Source organism: Nonomuraea sp. KM88 (assembly GCF_052245635.1).
In the GTDB taxonomy this organism is placed as follows: domain Bacteria; phylum Actinomycetota; class Actinomycetes; order Streptosporangiales; family Streptosporangiaceae; genus Nonomuraea.
Genome location: NZ_JBQQCC010000023.1, coordinates 39,471 through 58,407 on the forward strand (window position 1 = coordinate 39,471; position 18,937 = coordinate 58,407).

At 70.7% G+C, this 18,937-nt stretch carries 21 protein-coding genes; 12 read left to right on the forward strand and 9 right to left on the reverse strand.

Annotated elements, in window-relative coordinates; translation table 11 throughout:
• Nucleotides 1-150 precede the first annotated feature (150 nt).
• Nucleotides 151-1,230: a Glu/Leu/Phe/Val family dehydrogenase gene (locus tag ACTWPV_RS42915; protein ID WP_443156177.1), complete on the reverse strand. Its 1,080-nt coding sequence runs from the start codon at nt 1,228-1,230 to the stop codon at nt 151-153.
• A 103-nt stretch (nt 1,231-1,333) separates the two neighbouring features.
• On the opposite strand from ACTWPV_RS42915, the gene ACTWPV_RS42920 reads away from it, so the two are divergent.
• Both ACTWPV_RS42920 and bldC read left to right on the forward strand, forming a co-directional pair.
• Complete coding sequence (locus ACTWPV_RS42920; protein ID WP_347650197.1) at nt 1,334-2,197, forward strand: hypothetical protein; 864 nt, start codon at nt 1,334-1,336, stop codon at nt 2,195-2,197.
• Between the two features lie 323 nt (nt 2,198-2,520).
• Complete coding sequence (gene bldC / locus ACTWPV_RS42925) at nt 2,521-2,724, forward strand: developmental transcriptional regulator BldC (protein ID WP_013133571.1); 204 nt, start codon at nt 2,521-2,523, stop codon at nt 2,722-2,724.
• A 146-nt stretch (nt 2,725-2,870) separates the two neighbouring features.
• Here bldC and ACTWPV_RS42930 read toward each other — a convergent pair whose 3' ends face one another.
• Nucleotides 2,871-3,443 carry a TetR/AcrR family transcriptional regulator gene (locus tag ACTWPV_RS42930; RefSeq protein ID WP_132508350.1) on the reverse strand — a complete coding sequence of 191 codons (573 nt, stop codon included), beginning with the start codon at nt 3,441-3,443 and terminating at the stop codon, nt 2,871-2,873.
• Nucleotides 3,444-3,666: 223 nt separating this feature from the next.
• Here ACTWPV_RS42930 and ACTWPV_RS42935 point away from each other — a divergent pair, with 223 nt between their 5' ends.
• The 4 genes from ACTWPV_RS42935 (at nt 3,667) to ACTWPV_RS42950 (ending at nt 7,682) form a co-directional block, all read left to right on the forward strand.
• Nucleotides 3,667-4,716, forward strand: coding sequence for a LacI family DNA-binding transcriptional regulator (locus ACTWPV_RS42935; protein ID WP_347619505.1), 1,050 nt, complete (start codon nt 3,667-3,669; stop codon nt 4,714-4,716).
• A 165-nt stretch (nt 4,717-4,881) separates the two neighbouring features.
• Nucleotides 4,882-5,130, forward strand: coding sequence for a hypothetical protein (locus ACTWPV_RS42940; protein ID WP_347619506.1), 249 nt, complete (start codon nt 4,882-4,884; stop codon nt 5,128-5,130).
• Between the two features lie 87 nt (nt 5,131-5,217).
• Nucleotides 5,218-6,093 carry an N-acetylmuramoyl-L-alanine amidase gene (locus ACTWPV_RS42945; RefSeq protein WP_443156178.1) on the forward strand — a complete coding sequence of 292 codons (876 nt, stop codon included), beginning with the start codon at nt 5,218-5,220 and terminating at the stop codon, nt 6,091-6,093.
• Nucleotides 6,090-7,682 carry a beta-N-acetylhexosaminidase gene (locus ACTWPV_RS42950; protein ID WP_443156179.1) on the forward strand — a complete coding sequence of 531 codons (1,593 nt, stop codon included), beginning with the start codon at nt 6,090-6,092 and terminating at the stop codon, nt 7,680-7,682. Before ACTWPV_RS42945 ends, ACTWPV_RS42950 begins: the two co-directional genes overlap by 4 nt.
• 102 nt (nt 7,683-7,784) lie before the next feature.
• Here the strand turns inward: ACTWPV_RS42950 and ACTWPV_RS42955 are convergent, their stop codons facing one another.
• Genes ACTWPV_RS42955 through ACTWPV_RS42965 form a run of 3 tightly spaced genes read right to left on the reverse strand, consistent with a single transcriptional unit; the run spans nt 7,785 to nt 10,064 of the window.
• Nucleotides 7,785-8,339 carry a GNAT family N-acetyltransferase gene (locus tag ACTWPV_RS42955; protein ID WP_443156180.1) on the reverse strand — a complete coding sequence of 185 codons (555 nt, stop codon included), beginning with the start codon at nt 8,337-8,339 and terminating at the stop codon, nt 7,785-7,787.
• A gap of 9 nt (nt 8,340-8,348) precedes the next feature.
• The gene (locus tag ACTWPV_RS42960) at nt 8,349-9,407 is read right to left on the reverse strand and encodes a quinone-dependent dihydroorotate dehydrogenase (protein ID WP_347650193.1); all 1,059 of its coding nucleotides are present in this window, start codon (nt 9,405-9,407) and stop codon (nt 8,349-8,351) included.
• A gap of 6 nt (nt 9,408-9,413) precedes the next feature.
• The gene (locus ACTWPV_RS42965; protein ID WP_443156181.1) at nt 9,414-10,064 is read right to left on the reverse strand and encodes a response regulator; all 651 of its coding nucleotides are present in this window, start codon (nt 10,062-10,064) and stop codon (nt 9,414-9,416) included.
• Nucleotides 10,065-10,082: 18 nt separating this feature from the next.
• Between ACTWPV_RS42965 and ACTWPV_RS42970 the strand changes: the two genes are divergently transcribed.
• The 3 genes from ACTWPV_RS42970 to ACTWPV_RS42980 all read left to right on the forward strand — a co-directional run bounded on the left by ACTWPV_RS42970 (nt 10,083) and on the right by ACTWPV_RS42980 (nt 12,523).
• Nucleotides 10,083-10,457, forward strand: coding sequence for a tautomerase family protein (locus ACTWPV_RS42970; RefSeq protein WP_443156182.1), 375 nt, complete (start codon nt 10,083-10,085; stop codon nt 10,455-10,457).
• Nucleotides 10,458-10,496: 39 nt separating this feature from the next.
• The gene (lpdA, locus tag ACTWPV_RS42975; protein ID WP_443156183.1) at nt 10,497-11,876 is read left to right on the forward strand and encodes a dihydrolipoyl dehydrogenase; all 1,380 of its coding nucleotides are present in this window, start codon (nt 10,497-10,499) and stop codon (nt 11,874-11,876) included.
• Nucleotides 11,877-12,031: 155 nt separating this feature from the next.
• Nucleotides 12,032-12,523, forward strand: coding sequence for a hypothetical protein (locus ACTWPV_RS42980; protein ID WP_443156184.1), 492 nt, complete (start codon nt 12,032-12,034; stop codon nt 12,521-12,523).
• 7 nt (nt 12,524-12,530) lie between these two features.
• On the opposite strand, the gene ACTWPV_RS42985 is transcribed toward ACTWPV_RS42980, so the two are convergent.
• Nucleotides 12,531-13,391: a fructosamine kinase family protein gene (locus ACTWPV_RS42985; protein ID WP_443156185.1), complete on the reverse strand. Its 861-nt coding sequence runs from the start codon at nt 13,389-13,391 to the stop codon at nt 12,531-12,533.
• A gap of 80 nt (nt 13,392-13,471) precedes the next feature.
• On the opposite strand from ACTWPV_RS42985, the gene ACTWPV_RS42990 reads away from it, so the two are divergent.
• Nucleotides 13,472-14,323 carry an alpha/beta fold hydrolase gene (locus tag ACTWPV_RS42990; protein WP_347650187.1) on the forward strand — a complete coding sequence of 284 codons (852 nt, stop codon included), beginning with the start codon at nt 13,472-13,474 and terminating at the stop codon, nt 14,321-14,323.
• 67 nt (nt 14,324-14,390) lie between these two features.
• Nucleotides 14,391-15,011 (forward strand): TetR/AcrR family transcriptional regulator, encoded by a 621-nt coding sequence (locus ACTWPV_RS42995; RefSeq protein ID WP_443156186.1) that lies wholly within the window; start codon nt 14,391-14,393, stop codon nt 15,009-15,011.
• Here the strand turns inward: ACTWPV_RS42995 and ACTWPV_RS43000 are convergent.
• From ACTWPV_RS43000 to ACTWPV_RS43010, 3 genes are all read right to left on the reverse strand, one after another.
• Nucleotides 14,996-15,583, reverse strand: a complete 588-nt coding sequence (locus tag ACTWPV_RS43000; protein ID WP_443156187.1) for a class I SAM-dependent methyltransferase — start codon at nt 15,581-15,583, stop codon at nt 14,996-14,998. The genes ACTWPV_RS42995 and ACTWPV_RS43000 overlap by 16 nt on opposite strands.
• A 159-nt stretch (nt 15,584-15,742) precedes the next feature.
• A complete protein-coding gene (locus tag ACTWPV_RS43005; protein ID WP_347650184.1) occupies nt 15,743-16,375 on the reverse strand; it encodes a response regulator transcription factor in 633 nt (210 codons plus the stop codon).
• Nucleotides 16,372-17,409 carry a sensor histidine kinase gene (locus ACTWPV_RS43010; protein WP_443156188.1) on the reverse strand — a complete coding sequence of 346 codons (1,038 nt, stop codon included), beginning with the start codon at nt 17,407-17,409 and terminating at the stop codon, nt 16,372-16,374. Before ACTWPV_RS43010 ends, ACTWPV_RS43005 begins: the two co-directional genes overlap by 4 nt.
• Before the next feature lie 110 nt (nt 17,410-17,519).
• Here ACTWPV_RS43010 and ACTWPV_RS43015 point away from each other — a divergent pair, with 110 nt between their 5' ends.
• Nucleotides 17,520-18,878 carry an alpha/beta hydrolase gene (locus tag ACTWPV_RS43015; RefSeq protein ID WP_443156189.1) on the forward strand — a complete coding sequence of 453 codons (1,359 nt, stop codon included), beginning with the start codon at nt 17,520-17,522 and terminating at the stop codon, nt 18,876-18,878.
• The last annotated feature ends 59 nt before the right edge of the window (nt 18,879-18,937 follow it).

Here is an 18,937-nt window from a genome sequence, read left to right on the forward strand (position 1 = left end):
GGCTCGACCCCCTCGTGTGGGGTCGTCCCCGACCCCTCGTCGCTAACGCACCACACACTGACGCCGCCTGACTCCGGGCGTCAGCCTATCGTTCGCCTATTACCGTACCTGTTTTGTGCCCAGCTCGGTACGTCGTATGGGCGCGGGGCGTCAGTCGCCCAGCCAAATGGCTCGTAGCCGCCCGACTTCCGACATTCTGCGCTCCGCCAGCCTATCCGCTGCGACCGCGGGAGGGACGCCCTCGTCGGCAGCTATCGCGAAAATTTTCAATGTCGTGTCATAGATCTGCGTGGCCTTGGACCGGGCCCGCTCCATGTCGAAGCCCTCGATCTCGTCGGCGACCTGGATGACGCCGCCCGAGTTGACGACGTAGTCGGGCGCGTACAGGATCTCACGTTCGGCGAGTTGCTTCTCCACGCCGGAATGCGCGAGCTGGTTGTTGGCCGCCCCGCAGACGATCTTCGCGCGGAGCTCCGCGACCATCTCGTCGTCGAGCACCCCGCCCAGCGCGCAGGGCGCGAAGACGTCGATGTCGGAGCGCGCCATGGCCCGGGCGTCGGCCACCACGTCGACCTCGGGGCGGCGCGCGCGCACGCGTTCGACCGCCTTGGGGGCGACGTCGCAGATCACCACCTCGGCGCCGTCCTCGCGCAGGAGCTCGACCAGGCGGTGGCCCACCTTGCCCACCCCTTCGACGCCGACTCTCCTGCCGTGGAGCGACGGAGTGCCGTAGACGCGCTCGGCCGAGGCCCGCATGCCCTGGAACACTCCGAAGGCCGTCAGGATGGACGAGTCGCCGGCCCCGCCGTGAGCCGGCGTGCGGCCCGTCACATGGCGCGACTCGCGGGCGATGACGTCCATGTCCTCGCTGTAGGTGCCCACGTCGCAGGCGGTGATGTAGCGTCCGCCGATCGACTCGACGAACCTGCCGTAGGCGCGCAGCAGCGCCTCGCTCTTGTCGCGCGCCGGGTCGCCGATGATGACGGCCTTGCCGCCGCCCAGGTCGAGGCCGGCCAGCGCGTTCTTGTAGGACATGCCCCTGGCGAGGTTGAGCACGTCGGCCAGCGCCGCCTGCTCGTTCTCGTACGGATAGAAGCGGGTGCCTCCCAGCGCCGGGCCCAGCGCCGTGTTGTGGATGGCGATGATGGCACGCAGGCCGCTCTGCTCGTCGGCGCAGAAGACGACCTGCTCATGCACGTCCTTGTGGGACGCTCCGAAGACGTCGGTCACGGTAGTGACTCCCTGTCCGGTCCACCGCACCTTCGCGGCGGAGATCGCCTCATAGCCTAGTCTCGACAGTGCGCGCGGGGTCGCTTCGTGACACGATGCCTCCGTGCTGCCCTATGCCGCCTACCTCCGCGTCTATGAGCCACTGACCGCGTTCGCCGAGCCCGAGCGCAGGGTGTGGGCCGACTACGCCGACTCACGCGACCGTCCGCGGCGCGCGAACGCGCTCACCGCGGAGCACGGCGAGTCGGTCATGCGCCTGCTCGGCATGCCCCCTCAGCCCGTTCCCGCCCAGGAGAGCCCCAACGCCTATCTGCGGCGCGTCGAGGACCGTCTGTACGTTTGCCCATGGCAGACCCGCCTGCGCTCGTGGCTGGCGTTCTCAAGGCTGCGCGGCGCCACGCCGGCGAAGCTGATGGACCGTCTCGTGCCCAAGGCGATCGCCGAGCAGACGGCCGACGACTTTGATCGCTACAAGCGTAAAGCGGGGTCGTCGGCGCTGCGCACGCACATTCGCACCACGACGTGGCACGTACCACCGGCCTGGTTCGTGCCGTTCGACGGCAACGAGCGCTGGCTGGTGCTCGGCTCCGCCGCCCCGGGGCAGGACGTGACGACGGCTACGGGCCGTAACCTCATCTATGTCACCTCCATGGCGCAGGCCAGGAAGCGGGCGGCGCGGGCGCTCAACGTGCTGCGCCGGCACCTCGGCGACGTGGCCTCCAACTTCGAGGTCGAGGACATCGCCAGGTGGCTGGAGGAGTTCCACCCGCACTCGCTGGTCGAGCTCGACTACGGCGGCCTCGTGCACCTCATGGACGACGACGCGCTGCAGGCCGACCAGTCGGTCGCCGAGCTGTCCGCCGCCCTCACGGGCCTGGACACGGGTCAAGAAGAACTTGCCTACGCCATGTACCAGAGGGTCATCCTGCGGTGGAAGTCAATGCAACAACTGGAATCTGCCAACTGAACCCCAATACGGCCGTCTGACCTGCATGAGTAGGTCACGTCTCGCGGCTGCTCTCTTCTGCGAACTGAGTAGTTTGCCGTTTTCACTGCGATACCACGAACCGTGTCGCTAGAATCACCGAGCGTGACATGGCCACGGGGTGCGGGCAGTTGGGTCAAAGAAGGGCTCGCCAATCGCTCTGCGTGGCGGTATGGTCACATCGGGTGATGCCGCATATGGCTCAGAAAAGCCGCACGCTCTGCGCCATAGGGGGACATCCGTGACACGCGCAAAGGCAGTCACAGGATCGCTAAGCCGGTCCACACGGAGGAGAGGCCGCACAAATGTCAGCTCGTACACCCGAGGCCGAGCCGCTGCTCACGCCCGCTGAGGTCGCGACCATGTTCAGGGTCGACCCCAAGACCGTTACGCGGTGGGCCAAGGCGGGCAAGTTGACGTCGATTCGTACCCTCGGCGGTCATCGGCGTTACCGGGAGACCGAGGTCCGCGCACTGCTCGCGGGGATCCCGCAGCAGCGCTCGGAGTAGCCGAGAGGGTCGTCACGGACCTCAGGGGGGTTGAGGGTGGACCAGGCGCGCAACGAAGCCAGGTCCACCGTGTGACGACGTGACGTCGCATGGGAAGTTGGCGCCGCCCGCCCGGCGCCATCCTTCCCGGCTTCCGCCTCCCGCCGTTACGCCAGCCGCTCCAGCAGGCCGGCGACGTCGCCGTCATACCTCGCGGCGACGCCGAGCAGCGCGACCATGTGATCGACCAGCATCTTCTCGAGCGTCGGTCGTTCCACGTCGCGGTGCTCCAGCCAGTCGAGACCGGCCGTCTCCACGGAGGCGATCCACGACCTCAGGGTCGTGCGCAGCACCGGGCTGGGCTCCTCGACGCGCATCTGCTTCTGGATGAGGCGGAAGAGGCGCCGGCGCACGCCGTCGACGATCTCGCCCACCTCGCCCGCCCTGTTGGCGGGACCGCCGCGCAGGAGCGCGGCGAACCCGGCAGCGTGCTCCTCGACGAAGTCGAAATAACGTTTGAGCCCGGAGGCCAGCTCGTCGAGCGGCCTGCCGCCCTCATGCGGCCGCAGCCTGGACTCCAGTTGCTCCGCCGCGCTCCTCAGCGCGGCCACGTAGAGCTCCTGCTTGCCGCCGAAATAGTGGTAGACCAGGGCCCGCGAAGCCCCCGCCGCCGACGCCACGTCATCGATCGAGACGTCTTCCGCGTCGCGCGTGCTGAACAGCTCCAGAGCCGCCGCCATGAGCTCCTCGCGACGCCGGTCGACGCTGAGCCTGCGCCGAGCCGGACGCGCCTTCTCGGCTGACTTACCTGGTGTCACACCTGCACAGTATCCGACGTGCGCCCCAGCCGAAGGTGGCCTCTGTTCGGCGAATATCGGGCTCTCTGTAACGGAGGCCGTACCCTGCGGCTAACTCGATCGTTTGGTCAGACAGGTGCCCATATCCGCATCGCGGGGGAGACACATGTCAGGACCGCCCGTCAACACCTCATCCATCGCCGAGCTCAGAGAGGTAGACACCCTGCCTCGGCCTAGACCCACCATCCGCAACGTCGCCGAACGAGCCGGCGTCTCGAAATCGCTGGTCTCACTCGTGCTGCGCGGATCTCCGCACGTGAGCGAGCACCGGCGCCAGGCCGTGCTGCAGGCCGCACGTGAGCTCGGCTACCGGCCGAACGCGGTCGCGCGAAGCCTGGTCGAAGGGCGTACCCACCTGGTGGGAGCGCTCGTCGCCAACCTGCACAACCCCTTCTACGCCGAGTTCCTCGACGGACTGCAGGAGAGCCTGCACGGCGACGGCCTGCGCATGCTGATCGGGAACAGCCAGTGGGATCCGGCGTTCGAGGACGAGGCCGTGGAGGCCTTCCTCGAGCTCAGAGTCGACGGACTGGTCCTGCTGGGCATCGCTCCGACCAGCGAGACGCTGATCGAGGCCACCTCCTACACGCCCACGGTCGTCGTGGGGGAACGTGACATCGAGCTCGACGGCGTCGACATCGTGGTCGACGACGACCAGCTCGGCGCCCGCCTGGCCATCGACCACCTGGTCGAGCTCGGCCACAAGCGGATCGCCCACATCGAGGGGCCCCGCTCGTCGCGCTGCGAGGGCTACCTCGTGGCGATGCGCAGGCACTCGCTGGCCCCGTACATCATGGTCGAGGCCGCGGACGCGACCGAGGACAGCGGCAGGGAGGCGGCGCTCGCCCTGCTGACCCGCGACCCCAGGCCAACCGCGATCTTCGCGGCCAGTGACGCGGTCGCGCTCGGCGTGCTGTCGGCCGCCGGCGACCTCGGCCTGCGCGTGCCCGACGACCTGTCGGTGGTCGGCTACGACAACACGCACCTCGCGGCCTCCCGTCACATCTCCCTCACCTCGGTCGACCAGCCCCGCCGTGCCATGGGCAGGTCGGCGGCGGCACTGCTCAGCGACCGCATCGGAGACCCCGCCAAGGGCTCCCGCCTGCGGGAGGTGCGCTCGGAACTGATCGTGCGACGGAGCACGGGGCCCGCCTGAGGCGAACGGGAAACCTGCACGGCGACGCTGCGCCGCGGCAGGTTTCCTGTTGCCCAAACCTGGGTCAAGCCGCGTGGCGGCGCGATGACGCGCCGGTTTACTCGTCAGGGTCATGCTAAGAGTGGCCGGCTCGGTCCGGTCACGGTCTGATCCGGGGGAACAGTCATGCGTGATCCGGAACTGGTGTCCTGCGCCCAGCGCGCCGCGGCGGAGCTCGAGCGCGCCTGGGGCCACTGGCGAGCGGGCCGGGGGCGGGGCGCCGACGCCACCGCCGAGTCGGTCGCCAGCTACGTCGCCCACTCTCTCGACCATCCGTGGGGCCGTCCCCGCGTCGTTCTCGGCCTCGACGCGGAGGACGCGCGGGAGCTGGCCGCCCTGCTCGAACGGCAGGAGGTCGCCGAGCGCGTCTGGTAGGAGCACTCCCGGCGAGGACGCGGCGCGTTCGCACCGCACTCGGCATATGAGCCGTCCTGTCTCCGGGCTTCACGTAAGTTGGACGGCATGCGTGCTCTTCCCGTCACGGTCCTCGCCGTCTGCGGCCTGATCGCCTCCGCGTGTGGCGCCACCGGCTCCGGTGACGCCGCGGCAGGTCAGGCCGCCACCACGAGAACGGAGGAGCAAGCTCCCTCCACGGCGCCCGCCAAGACCTTCCATCCCGCGGAGACCGCGGAGCCCGCGGGGACCGCCGGCGGCGCCGAGCGGGCGCGGGAGGCGCGGCCGCTCGAAGGGAAGGTCATCGTCATCGACCCGGGCCACAACGGCGGCAACTACCGCGCTCCGAAGGAGATCAACCGCCAGGTCGACGTACTGACCAAGAAGAAGGCCTGCGACACCACCGGCACCTCCACCAACGACGGCTACAGCGAGGCCGCGTTCACCTGGGACGTGTCCACCCGGATGGTCAAGATCCTCGAAAGGCGCGGCGCCACGGTCAAGCTGACCAGGTCGGGCAACGACGGCGTCGGCCCCTGCATCACCCGGCGCGCCGCCATCGGCAACAAGGCTGAGGCGGACGCCGCGATCTCCGTGCACGCCGACGGGTCGGGGCCGGCCAACCACGGCTTCCACGTGATCATGCCCAAGAAGATCAACGGTCCGGTCGACCAGGTCGTGGGCGATTCGAGCAAGCTCGGCATCGCGGTGCGTGACGCCTTCGCCAAGGGCACGGGCCTGCCCTACTCCACCTACATCGGCAGGAAGGCGCTCGACTACCGGAGCGACCTCGGCGGGCTCAACCTGTCGACGGTGCCGAAGATCTTCGTCGAGTGCGGCAACATGCGCAACGCCGCCGAGGCGGCCAAGTTCCGGCGCCCGAAGTTCCGGCAGAAGATCGCGCTGGCGCTGGCCAACGGATTACAGCACTATCTCAAAGCATGATTCCTCACCCTAAGCTGCACAGTGATCTTTCCGTTCCCTTCGAGCTGGCCTCAGGCGCCACGGTGTCCGGCGACCTGGCCGACGCCGTCCGCCTCGCCCTTCCCCTGCTCGACCTGCGGCCGGGCGACTCGGGTGAGATCGACGTCCGGCAGGACGCCGCGCTCGGCGCGGAGGCCTACCGGCTGACCACCGGGTCCAGGGGTGTCGAGATCGTGGCCGGCGGGCGGGCAGGCGCGTTCTACGCGGCCCAGTCGCTGCACCAGTTGCTGCCGGACGCCTCCTACCGGTTCTCCGAGCAGGCGTCGTGGCCCGTTCCAGGGGTGCGGATCGAGGACGCGCCGCGCTTCCCCTGGCGCGGGCTGCACCTCGACGTGGCCCGGCATTTCTTCCCCAAGCGTGAGCTCCTGCGCCTGATCGACCTGATGGCGGTGCACAAGCTCAACCGGCTGCACCTGCACCTGGTCGACGACCAGGGATGGCGGGTGGAGAGCCGGGCCTACCCGCTGCTGCACGAGGTCTCCTCGCACCGGCCGCGCACGGCGGTCCACGCCCATGGCGAGCCGGCCGCCTACGACGAAGTCCCGCACGGCGGCTACTACACGCTCGACGACCTGGCGGAGATCGGCGCCTACGCCCGCGCCAGGTGCGTCACGATCGTGCCCGAGATCGACGTGCCGGGGCACGCCTCGGCGATCCTGGCCGCCTACCCGTCGCTGGGGGCCACCGGCGAGCGCTACGACGTGCTCGACCGGTGGGGCATCTCCCCCGCGATCCTGTCTCCGCTGCCGCCGACCGTCGAGTTCCTCACCACGATCTTCGACGAGCTGATCGGGGCGCTGGGCGAGACCCCCTACGTGCACATCGGCGGCGACGAGGTGGTGCTCGACCACTGGACCGGTTCGGCGGAGATCGCCGCCTACCGCGACTCCCTGGGCCTGTCCACGTCCGTCGAGTTGCAGGCGTGGTTCCTGCGGCGGCTGGCCGACGCGCTGGCCGAGCGGGGGGCGCGGACCGTGGTGTGGGACGAGGCGTTCGTCGGAGGAGGGCTGCGCCAGGACACGATCGTCATGCCGTGGCGCGGCATGGGCGTGGGCCGCCGTGCCGCCGCCGCGGGGCACGACGTGATCGCGACGCCGGTGTTCCCGCTCTACTTCGACTACGCGGAGTCCGGCTCCCCCGACGAGCCGAGGGCCATCGGCGACACCATCGCCCTTGAGGACGTCGCCGCCTTCCGCCCGGCGCCTGACGACTGGACGGACGACGAGCGCGCCCGGGTCGTGGGCGCGCAGGCGCAGCTCTGGAGCGAGCGCGTGCCCGACGCCCGCACGGTCGACTACAAGCTCTGGCCTCGAGCCTGCGCGCTCGCGGAAGTGGCCTGGTCGGGCTCGCCCGCGGAGGGCTTCACGGAGCGGCTGGGGCGGCACCTGGGCCGGCTCGACGCCATCGGGGTGGAGTATCGGCCGCTCGCGGGGCCGCACCCGTGGCAGCGGCGCCGCCCGCACCGGCCGAGCGAGATCCCCATGTCCGAGCGGATGGCCCGCATAGAGGCCATGACGCACGACCCGGAATCGACCCGGCCCAGCCTGTAGACCGGGTGGGCGCTCTCGGGACCGCAGGAGAAGGGCAGGGCGGGCGCGTCCGGTCCCGCCGCCGAAGGGCGGACGCGTCCGGAGCTCGCGCTGGGTTGCCGGTCAGAAAGCCGGACGGTCGTTGAGGATGCGCTGGAAGAGCCGGTGGTCCTGCCAGTGGCCGTCGATCTCCAGATAGCGCGGCGCGGTGCCGTAGAGCTCGAAACCCGCCTTGCGGAGCACGCTCTGCGAGGCCACGTTGTCGAGCAGGGTGCCCGCCGCGATCCGGTGCAGGCCGAGATCCTGGTCGGCCATGCGGCACACCTCCAGCACCGCCCGGGTGGTCAGGCCGCGCCCCGCGTAGCCGGCGTCGATCCAGTAGCCGAGGTCGGCGCTGAGCCACGGGCCGCGCACGATCGTGCTGAGCGTCATGCGGCCCACGACGCGATCGCCGTGGACGAGCAGCCACGGCATCGCCCGGCCCTGCGCCTGCTGCGCGAGCAGGTCCTTGAGCCGGTGGGCCTGGCCCGGCAGGGTGAAGAACTCGGCCGGCCGCCGGGGCTCCCACCGGCGCAGGTGCTCGCTGTTGCGGACGTACGCGTGGAGCAGGCCCTCGGCGTCGCGTTCAGCGGCCGGGCGCAGGACGACACCGTCTGTAAGGGGCACCTCGGGGATCACCGTTACACCCTAGTCTCGGGCGGTGCGCCCGATCGCGTCGGCGATCGACGTCATGCCGTGGCGGCGCACCCGGCGGGACAGCTGCCGGTGGATGCGCGAGGCCCACAGCGGGCCGCCGTAGATCCAGCCGGTGTAGCCCTGCACCAGCGTCGCCCCGGCCAGGAGCCGCTCCCAGACGTCGTCGGCGTCCTCCACACCGCCTGCCGACACCAGCGTGAGACGGTCGCCCACCCTGGCCCGCAGCCGCCGCAGCACCTCCAGCGAGCGGGCCTTGAGCGGGCGCCCGGACAGCCCGCCGGTCTCGCCGCCGTGCCTGATCGTGGTGTTGGTCGCGATGATCCCGTCGAGGCCGAGCTCCACCGCCAGGTCGGCGACCGCGTCGACGTCCTCGTCGGCGAGGTCGGGCGCGATCTTCACCAGCAGCGGCGTCCGGCGCGGCGTGCTGCCGGCGACCTCCTTGACCGCGGTCAGCAGCGGCCGTAGCAGGGCGACCGCCTGCAGGTTGCGCAGGCCGGGGGTGTTGGGCGAGCTGACGTTGACCACCAGGTAGTCGGCCATGGGGGCGAGCTCCTTGGCGGCCGTGACGTAGTCGGCCACCGCCTCGGACTCGGGCACCACCTTGGTCTTGCCGATGTTCACCCCGATCACGACCGGGAGGCCACGCGTGCGGCGCAACCTGCGGGCCGCGGCCGCCGCGCCGGCGTTGTTGAAGCCCATCCGGTTGATCACCGCCCGCTCGCGCACCAGCCTGAACAGGCGCGGCCTGGGGTTGCCCGGCTGGCCGTGGGCGGTGATGGTGCCGACCTCGACGTGCCCGAAGCCGAGTGCGGCGATGCCCTCGGCGCACGCGGCGTCCTTGTCGAACCCGGCGGCCAGCCCGAGCGGGCCGGGGAAGTGCACCCCGAACGCCGTCACCCGCAGGGCCGGGTCGTGCGGCGCGAACGCCCGGTGCAGCAGCCGCTTGAGCAGCGGCAGCCGCGCGAGGAGCGCGAGAGCGCTCACGGTGAAGTGGTGCACGGCCTCGGCGTCGAAACGTCGCAAGACCTGCGTGAACACGAGGCGATACATCACGGGTCAGGCTACCAACCCGGCCTCGTAGGCGATGATCGCGGCCTGCACCCGGTTGCGCACGTCGAGCCGGGTGAGGATGGCGCTGACGTACGCCTTCACCGTGCCCTCCACGATGTGCAGCCTGCGGGCGATCTCCGCGTTGGACAGGCCGGCGCCGAGCAGGGCGAGCACCTCGCGCTCGCGGTCGGTGAGGCTCGCGACGCGGTCACGCGCCTCGGCGCCCCTGGCCATCCGGCCGCCCGACAGCTGGGTGATCACCCGGTGGGCGACCTTGGGCGACAGGTACGCGGCTCCCTCGGCGACCGCGTGGATCCCGGCGATCAGCTCGCGCGGGTCTCCCGACTTGAGCAGGAACCCGCCGGCTCCCACGTCGAGCGCCTTGGCGATGTAGTCGTCCTCCCCGAACGTGGTCAGCATCACCACGGCCACGCCCGGCGCGGCCCTGCGCAGCTCGGCCGCGGCCGACAGCCCGTCGAGCCTGGGCATGCGGATGTCGAGCAGCGCCACGTCGGGCCGGTGGCTGATGGCCAGGTCGACGGCCTGCCTGCCGTCGGCGGCCTCGGCCACCACCTCGAGCGACGGGTCGGAGGCGAGGATGGCCCGGACGCCCGCTCGGATCATGGCCTCGTCGTCGGCGAGGAGTATGCGGATCACGCCTTCTATATTGGCCCCATGGCACAGGTGAAGGTCTACGGGCGCAGGGACGTGTGGGCGGGCCGGCAGCGTGAGGTGTCGGACCTGGTGCAGTCGTGTCTGGCGAGCGCCTGGGGGTTGCCCGAGGAGAAGAGGTTCCACCGGTTCGTGCTGCTGGACGCCGACGACTTCGTCTGCCCTCAGCGGAGCGAGCGCTACCTCATCATCGAGGTCGTCTGCTTCACCGGCCGCAGTGACGACGCCAAGCGGGCGCTGATCCGGGAGGTCTACGCGAAATCCGGCTATGATCCCGAAGACGTCGAGATCACCATCATCGAGATGCCCAAGGTCAACTGGGGCATTCGCGGGGTTCCCGCTGACGAGCTCGCTCTGCCGTACAACGTGGAGGTCTGACGTGTGGGGTGACGGCGGCCGGACGGTATGGTCCGACTCATGAGCACTCACTATGACGTCGTCGTTCTCGGCGCGGGTCCAGGAGGATATACGGCCGCCGTCCGCGCCGCCCAGCTCGGACTGCGGACCGCGGTCGTCGAGGAGAAATACTGGGGTGGCGTCTGCCTGAACGTGGGCTGCATCCCCTCCAAGGCGCTGCTGCGCAACGCGGAGCTCGCCCACATCTTCAACCACGAGGCCAAGACCTTCGGCATCAGCGGCGAGGTCAGCTTCGACTTCGGCGCGGCCTTCCAGCGCAGTCGCAAGGTGGCGGACGGGCGGGTCAAGGGCGTCCACTACCTGATGAAGAAGAACGGCATCACGGAGTACGACGGCCGGGGCACGTTCCTCGACGCCAACACCCTCCAGGTGAACGGCGAGACGATCACGTTCTCCCACTGCATCATCGCGGCCGGGGCCACCACCAGGCTCATCCCGGGCACGCAGCTGTCGGAACGCGTGGTGACGTACGAAGAGCAAATCCTCACCGAGAACCTGCCGAGTAGCATCATCATCGCGGGCGCGGGCGCGATCGGGGTGGAGTTCGCGTACGTGCTGCACAACTACGGCGTCAAGGTGACGATCGTGGAGTTCCTCGACCGGGTCGTGCCGCTGGAGGACGAGGAGGTGTCGGCCGAGCTGGCCAAGCGCTACAAGCGGCTCGGCATCGAGGTGATGACCTCCACCCGCGTCGACGGCATCGAGGACACCGGCTCCTCCGTCAAGGTCACCGTCACCAAGGGCGACCAGACGCAGGTGCTCGAGGCCGACAAGGTCCTGCAGGCCATCGGTTTCCAGCCGCGCGTCGACGGCTACGGGTTGGAGAAGACGGGCGTGGCGCTGACCGACCGGGGGGCGATCGCCGTCGACGGTCGCTGCCGGACGAACGTGCCGCACATCTTCGCCATCGGCGACGTCACCGCCAAGCTCATGCTGGCGCACGCCGCGGAGTCCATGGGCATCATCGCGGCCGAGACGATCGGCGACGCGGAGACCATGGAGCTCGACTACGTGATGATCCCGCGGGCGACCTACTGCCAGCCGCAGGTCGCGAGCTTCGGCTACACCGAGGCGCAGGCGCGCGAGCTGGGCTACGACGTGAAGGTGGCGAAGTTCCCGTTCACGGCCAACGGCAAGGCGCACGGGCTGGGCGACAGCGCCGGCTTCGTCAAGATCATCAGTGACGACACGCACGGCGAGCTGATCGGCGCCCACCTGATCGGGCCCGACGTCACCGAACTGCTGCCCGAGCTGACGCTGGCCCAGCAGTGGGACCTGACGGTGCACGAGGTCGCGCGCAACGTGCACGCGCACCCGACGCTCGGCGAGGCGGTCAAGGAGGCCGTGCACGGCCTGGCCGGACACATGATCAACATGTAGGACGGCCGGCGATCGGTACGGCGGGCCGCCGTACCGATCGGCTGGTGCAGCGGCGTTTTCTCACCAGATCTTCAGAAACCATCCATTTTTCTCCCAGGATGCCTGGAGAGTTTGGAGTCGACCGAAGACCTCCTTCGCATCGGACGGTGTCCCGCATGACCTCCACCCCCGCCGAAGACACCACTGTGCAGTCGACCCGCCGCCGGCGTGCCCCCGCCGGCCCCTCGATGCTCAGGCTCGGCCTGCTCGCCCTGGTCGCGATCGGCATCGCGGGCGCGGCGGCCGAGCTCGCCTTCGAACGCCACTGGGGCAGCCCGACGCAGCTGATCCCGTGGGTGATGCTGGCGCTGCTGACGGTCGCGCTGGTGCTGGTCGCGCTCGGCGACTCTCCCGGCACGCTCACCGTGGTCCGGGCACTCGCCCTGATCGTGCTGGTCGCGGCGGCGTACGGCGTGTTCACCCACGTGTCCGTCAACCACGGCATGGGCGCGATGGACCCCGCGTGGGACTCGCTGTCGCCGCTCGCCCAGTGGTGGTCGGCGCTGACGAAGTCGGTCGGCAACGCGCCCCCGCTCGCGCCCGGCATGCTCGCCCAGAGCGCGCTCCTGCTCCTGCTGGTCTCCACGGTCCAGCGGCCGGCGAAGTGAGCCGCCGCTAGGCGAACGGTGCGATGATCTCGCGCACGGCCTCGGCGCACTCGGCGGCGTGGTCGTCGTGCGCGATGCTGCTCAGCAGCTCCCGCAGGTGGAACAGGGGCAGGCGGTCCCGCCAGCCGTCGTCGAGACCCGCCGCGTCCGCGTACACCTCGAAGAAGCGGTCGGAGGCGGGCGGGCGCGGCGAGCACCACAACATGCTGAGGTCGGCCTCCGCCCAGCTGTAGGAGACGGCCGGGTCGATCAGCGCCGGGCCGCCGGTCCGGCCGGAGAGGATGTTCTCGCGCCACAGGTCGCCGTGCGTCAGCACCGGCGGCCGTGGCGGCAGCAGGTCGGGCAGGGCGGCGCAGAGGCGTTCGAGCGCCCGCCGTTCGGCGGCGTCGAAAGCCGCTTCCACGAGTGGTTCCGGGAGCCAGCGCAGGATCCGTCGCCGCGCGAAGAAGGCGTGCCCGTCGGTGTCCCAGGTGTTGTCCTGCCGCAGGCGCCCGAGCCAGCCGTCCCGGTGCCAGCCGAACCGGTCGCTCCGCGTGGTGGTGTGCAGGTGGGCGACGGCGCGGGCCAGCTCTTCCCAGAAGCGTCCGTCGTCGTCGCGGCGCGGCGGTAACGGCTCCAGCACGAGCAGGCGGGGCGTGACCGCCAGCACCTCGGGCGTGGTGACGCCGCCCATGGCACGCAGCACGTGCAACCCCTCCGCCTCGACCTCGAACAGGTCGAGGGCGTCGGCGCGCAACGTCTTGGCGAACACGCGGGAGCCGTCGCGCAGGGTCGCCAGCCCGGCCAGCGCCACCACCCCGCCCTGAGCGGCCTCCGCCGCCACCGCGTCGAATCCGGCCCTACGAAGCCGGTCGAGAAGAAGGTCCATGACCACATATCCAACCCGAACCGGCTATGTTGGTCACATGACTTGGTCACAGGACCAACATTTGCGGAGAGGATGCCTCCATGCGCGTCACGGTGAACGGCACGTCGTTGTTCGTGGACGTCGAGGGCCCCGCCCTCGTGCCCGACGGTGACACGATGCGAGACAAGCCCACGCTTCTCCTGCTGCACGGCGGTCCCGGCCACGACCACTCGATCTTCAGGCCGGCGTACGCGCGGCTGGCCGACCTCGTCCAGATCGTCTACGTCGACCAGCGCGGCAACGGCCGCAGCCAGGACTCCGACCCTTCCACCTGGCACCTCGACCAGTGGGCCGACGACATCCCCGCCCTGTGCGACGCTCTCGGCATCACCAAGCCGATCGTGCTCGGCTGGTCATTCGGCGGCATCGTCGCCATGCACTACGCCGCCAGGCATCCCGATCATCCCGCGAAGCTGATCCTGCAGAGCACGATGGCCCGCATGGACGTCGACCAGGTCGTCGAGGGGTTCCGCGCGGAGGCGGGCGAGGCGGCGGCGCTGGCGGCCAAGGCGTTCCTCACGGAAGGCACGCCGGAGACGTTCGCGGAGTTCGGGCGGTTGTGCGCGCCGTCCTACAGCCCGGATCCGGCCTTTCCGTCCTTCGAGGACATCCAGGCGATGACGCGGATGATCCCCAACCCGGAGCTGACGATGAGGTTCATGTCGCGGGAGCGGTTCGACCTGCGGGGCGAGCTCCGCAACGTCCGCTGCCCTGCGCTGGTGGCGGCGGGCGCGCGCGATCCGATCACACCGCTCGCCTCGATGCGGGAGATCATGACCGGCCTGCCCGCGGGGGCACGGCTGGAGATCTTCGAGGAGTCGGGCCACTTCATCGCCGACACGGAGGGCGAACGGTTCTTCGCGCTCCTGCGCGCCTTCATCGAGGCACCATGACGATCCGCGGCCGCGTTCATCGAGGCGCCATGACCACCTTCCCGGCCGCGTTCAGCGGGGCGCCGCGATGACGTACCTGTCCGCCGACGAGCGGCGGCGCGTCATCGTCGACGCCGCCGTCCGCGTGATCGCCACCGAGGGCCTGGCCCGCGCGACCACCCGCCGCATCGCGGAGCAGGCGGGAGTGCCGCTCGGCACCCTGCACTACTGCTTCCGCAACAAGGACGAGCTCAACATGCTCATCCTCGGACGCGGCCGCGCCACGATGCTGGCCGCCTTCGAGGAGCTCGACCGGGGGGCCGGGTTCGAGGCGACCGTGCGCGAGGTCGTGGCGACGTACTGGCGGTGGATCCGCGATCACCACGGGCTGCATCTCGCGCTGATGGAGCTGCTCATGTGGGCGATCCGCAACAAGGAGACGCTCCTCCCCGGCCGGGACGTCTGGGCCAAGGTCAACGCCCCGCTCGGCGGTGACCTCATCGACTCCGCCCTGACCGCCGCAGCGGAGCGGGACGGCGTGCGCACGGCCGTGCCGGTGCCCGAGCTGGCCCGGTTCCTCATCCACCGGATGGACGGCCTGGTCTTCGAGTTCGCGGAAACGTCGGACGAGGCGAGCTGCGAGCGGCAGGCCCTCCTCCTGGCCGACGCGCTCGTCCTCCTGGCCCTGCCGCGTCAGGGTTCGCGGTAGGCGAGCAGGTATCTCCAGAACAGCAGCCGCCGCAGGCGGAAGCCGGGCAGCAGGACGCCCGCCTCCTGCCGGATCTCCGCCAGCGTCATCCGGGGCTGCGTGACCGGCGCGGGGGACGGCTCGCCCCGGCCGGCCATGGCGAGCCTGGCCGCCGCGTTGACCGGGACGGCGGCCAGGCTGCAGGTCAGGTCCGCGAGGGTCGCCTCGCGGTAGCAGCCCAGAATGGCCAGCACGCCGCCGGGGGCGAGCGCGTCGCGCAGCGTGGCGACGGTGCCGAACGGCACGTGGTGGATGCTCGCCAGGCACGAGATGTAGTCGTAGTGGTCCTTGGGCAGCGGCGTCTCCGTGATGTCGGCGCAGCGGAAACGCGGCCCGCCACGATCCCGCGAGCCCGCGACGGCGGTTTCGATCACACGTGCCGACGGGTCGACGGCGTCGACCTCCATGCCCATCTCCGTGAGCCGCCGCGCGAAGCGTCCTGTGCCGCATCCGACGTCGAGCGCGGTGCGGCTCTCACGGGGGACCAGGCGGAGGAGCATCCCGTGATAGTGATCATTGTGATCGAAGGCCATGGGTGAACTCTGCCAGATTCGCCACAACGCGAGGAGCAGGTTCGGCCCGAGGCGCGATGGCCTCGTGGCCTGCTTTTTCCGCGCTTTCCCCGGCGAAAAGAAAGCTTGCCGGAAAGACCTTCCGAAATTGCCGAAAGGGCCCGTTCGACGGATGAAACTTCAGGAGGCGGCGTCGCGGAGCAGCAGCGCCGCCTGGACGCGGTTCGCGCAGCCGAGCTTGGTCAGGATGCGGCTCACGTAGGTCTTGACCGTCGCCTCGCTCATGTGGACGCGCCTGCCGACCTCGGCGTTGGACAGCCCTTCCGCCACCTGCCTGAGCACGTCGAGCTCGCGCGGGGTGAGCGCGGCCAGCCGCCGCTCGGCGTCGTGGTCGCGCTCGCCCGCGTCGAACGCGACCATGCCCAGAACGTGGCGCGTCACCTCGGGTGAGAGGTACGCCTGTCCCGCGTGCGCGGCACGGACTGCCCTAATCAATTCCGCCGGCTCACAATTTTTGAGGATGAATCCGGAAACGTTCCGCTGGAGCGCCAGCCGTACGTTCTCCTCGTCGCCGAACGCGGTCAGCATCACCACCCGCGTCTCCCCCAATTCCGCCGCCGCGGCCAGCCCGTCGAGCACCGGCATCGCGATGTCGAGCAGCGCCACGTCCACGTTCAGGCGGCGGGCGGCGAGCACCGCCGCCCGCCCGTCGCCCGCGCACGCCACCACCTCGATGTCGCCCGCCGACTCCAGAACGGCGCGGATGCCGGCCGTGATGAGCGGCTCGTCGTCGGCGATCAGCACCCTGATCACGCCGGCGCCCCCACCGTGTCCTGGGCCAGCGGCAACATCGCGACCAGCCGGAACTCATGCGGCTCCGCGTGCACCCGCAGCAGCCCACCCGCCGCGCGCACCCGCTCGGACAGCCCGGCCAGCCCGGCGCCGCCCGGCGTCGCCTGCCCGGTGCGGGTGACGGCCGGGTTGGCCACGCTGACCAGGAGGGCGTCGGGCTGCCAGTCGAGCGACACGCGGATCGGCGCGCCGGGCGCGTGCCTGGCCGCGTTGGTCAGCCCTTCCTGGACGACCCGGTGGGCGGCGTGCCCGGCGTCCGGCTTCGCGAGCGGCGCGGCCGAACCGGACCGCTCGACCGTCACCGCGAGCCCCGCGGCCGCGGCCCTGGCCACGAGTTCGTCGATGCCCTCGACGCCCGGCCGGTCCGCGTGGCGCAGCGCGCCGACCACCTCGTGCAGCTCCGCCATGGCCGTACGGGCCGTGCCCGCCAGGCTGCGTACGGCGCCGCGCTGCTCGGCGGGCAGAGCGGCGATCTCCAGCGCGGCTGCCTGCACGGAGACCAGGCCGAGGAGGTGGCCGAGCGAGTCGTGCATGTCGCGGGCGATGCGCAGCCGTTCGCGCTCCGCGATGAGCTCCCGTTCCCTGCGCTGGTGCTCGCGTTGCTGGGCGAGGTAGCGACCGGCCAGCACCGGTAGCGCCGTCAGTACCCCGGCGCGGGCCAGCACCACGAACGGCTCCGGCGCCAGCGCGGTGCGCTGCGCGATCATCAGGATCGCGCCCAGGTGGGCGACGGTCGCGGCGAACGCCACGATCGTTTCCCGCCGCGCGGACATGCGGCGCCCGGCCTGGTAGCCGGTGCAGACGAGCAGGGCGTACGAACCGCCGGTGAGCACCGCCAGGCTCAGGGCCGCCAGGAACGCGGCGAGTGGCCTGCGCGGGGACACCGCCATGGCCAGGCCCGTCACCGCAGCGAACGCGGCCAGCACCCAGCCCTCCGTCCCGGCCAGCCACAACAGCGCCGTATCGGCGGCCGCGACCGCCACAACCCAGGCCATACGCCTCACCTTACTCATCGGCACCCGACGGCTTTCGTCAACTTTGGAGAACGACGTCCGGCGACTTCCGGCGGCAGACGGGCGGACCGAACGGTCCGTAGCGTGCCGGCGTGATCCGAACTCTGCTGGCACTCACCGTGCTCACCACACCCGCCCCGGCCGCGCAGGACCTCCAGTGGGCCGCCTGCCCGGGGGACACCGAGTCCGAGCTCCAATGCGCGGACCTGCCCGTCGCGATCGCCCCCGGCAGCGACAGGAAGCTCACCCTGAAGGTGGCCCGGCTGCCCGCCACCGGCGAGAAGAAGGGCACCGTAATGATCAACTTCGGCGGCCCGCAGGGTGACCAGATCGCCATCATGCGGTCCTGGGGGAAGATCTTCGCCGAGATCCGGAAGTCGATGGACGTCGTGACGTGGGACCCGCGCGGCTACCCCGGGCTCGGCAAGCCGGTGCTCCAGTGCGACTGGGGCCCGCTGCGCACCCCCGCCTTCCCCGACGACCAGGCCGGGCTGGACGAACTCGCCGCCGCGAACAGGGCCAGAGGCGACCGGTGCCGGAACACGGATCCCGAGCTCTTCGACCACATGGACTCCGCGAGCGACGCCCGCGACGCCGAGGCCATCCGGCGCGCCCTCGGCGAGGACACGATGAACTTCATCGGCACCTCGTACGGGGGCACCATCGCCCAGGCGTACGCCCGGCAGTTCCCCGAACGGGTGCGGACCATGTACGTCGACGGCACCGGCAACCACAGCACCCGCGACTGGGAGCGCGAGCTGACCGCCATCGCCCGCGACAACGAGCGGCTGATGGACCGGTTCTTCGCCTGGGCGCCCAAGGGCACGGAGCGGCGCTGGCGCGAGCTGGTGGCCAGGGCCGCCAAGGAGCCGATCCCCGCCCCGAAGGTGAAGGCCCGCTACGACGGCACGCAGTTGCGCCTGCTCGCCACCCAGAAGGGGAAACGCGGTCCCGCCGAGTGGGAGGGCCTGCTGGCGGCCATCAAGGCGGCGGAGGGCGGCGACGCCTCGGGGTTCGCGCCGGGTGGGCGGGATCCGTACCCGGCCCTCATGGGCGGCGGGGTGAAGGAGTGCCTCGACTTCCCCAGGCCGGAAAGCCAGCGGAAGCTGGCGCGCACGATCAGGCGCCTGCGGAAGGTCGCGCCGAGCATGGGGGCCGCGTTCCCGCTGGCCTGGCACGCGCCGCTCACCTGCGCGGGCTGGCCCGCGCAGGTCGCCAACCCGCCGTCGCCGCTGCCCCGGAAGCTGCCGCCGATGCTGGGGGCAGGGACGTGGCTGGACTACGCGCCGACGTCACGGGTGGTCGAGCAGGTCAGGGGCAGCCGGATGATCAAATTTGACGGCCCGGGGCACAACCTCTTCGCCGCGATGGCGAACGCCTGCGTCATCGACCACGTCAGCGCGTACGTCACCACGCGCAAGCTCCCGCCGCGCAACACCGAGTGCGCCTGACCCCTTCGGATGTCGTTTTGACGACATGTCGTTGTTTACTCACGCGGCACATGCCCTGC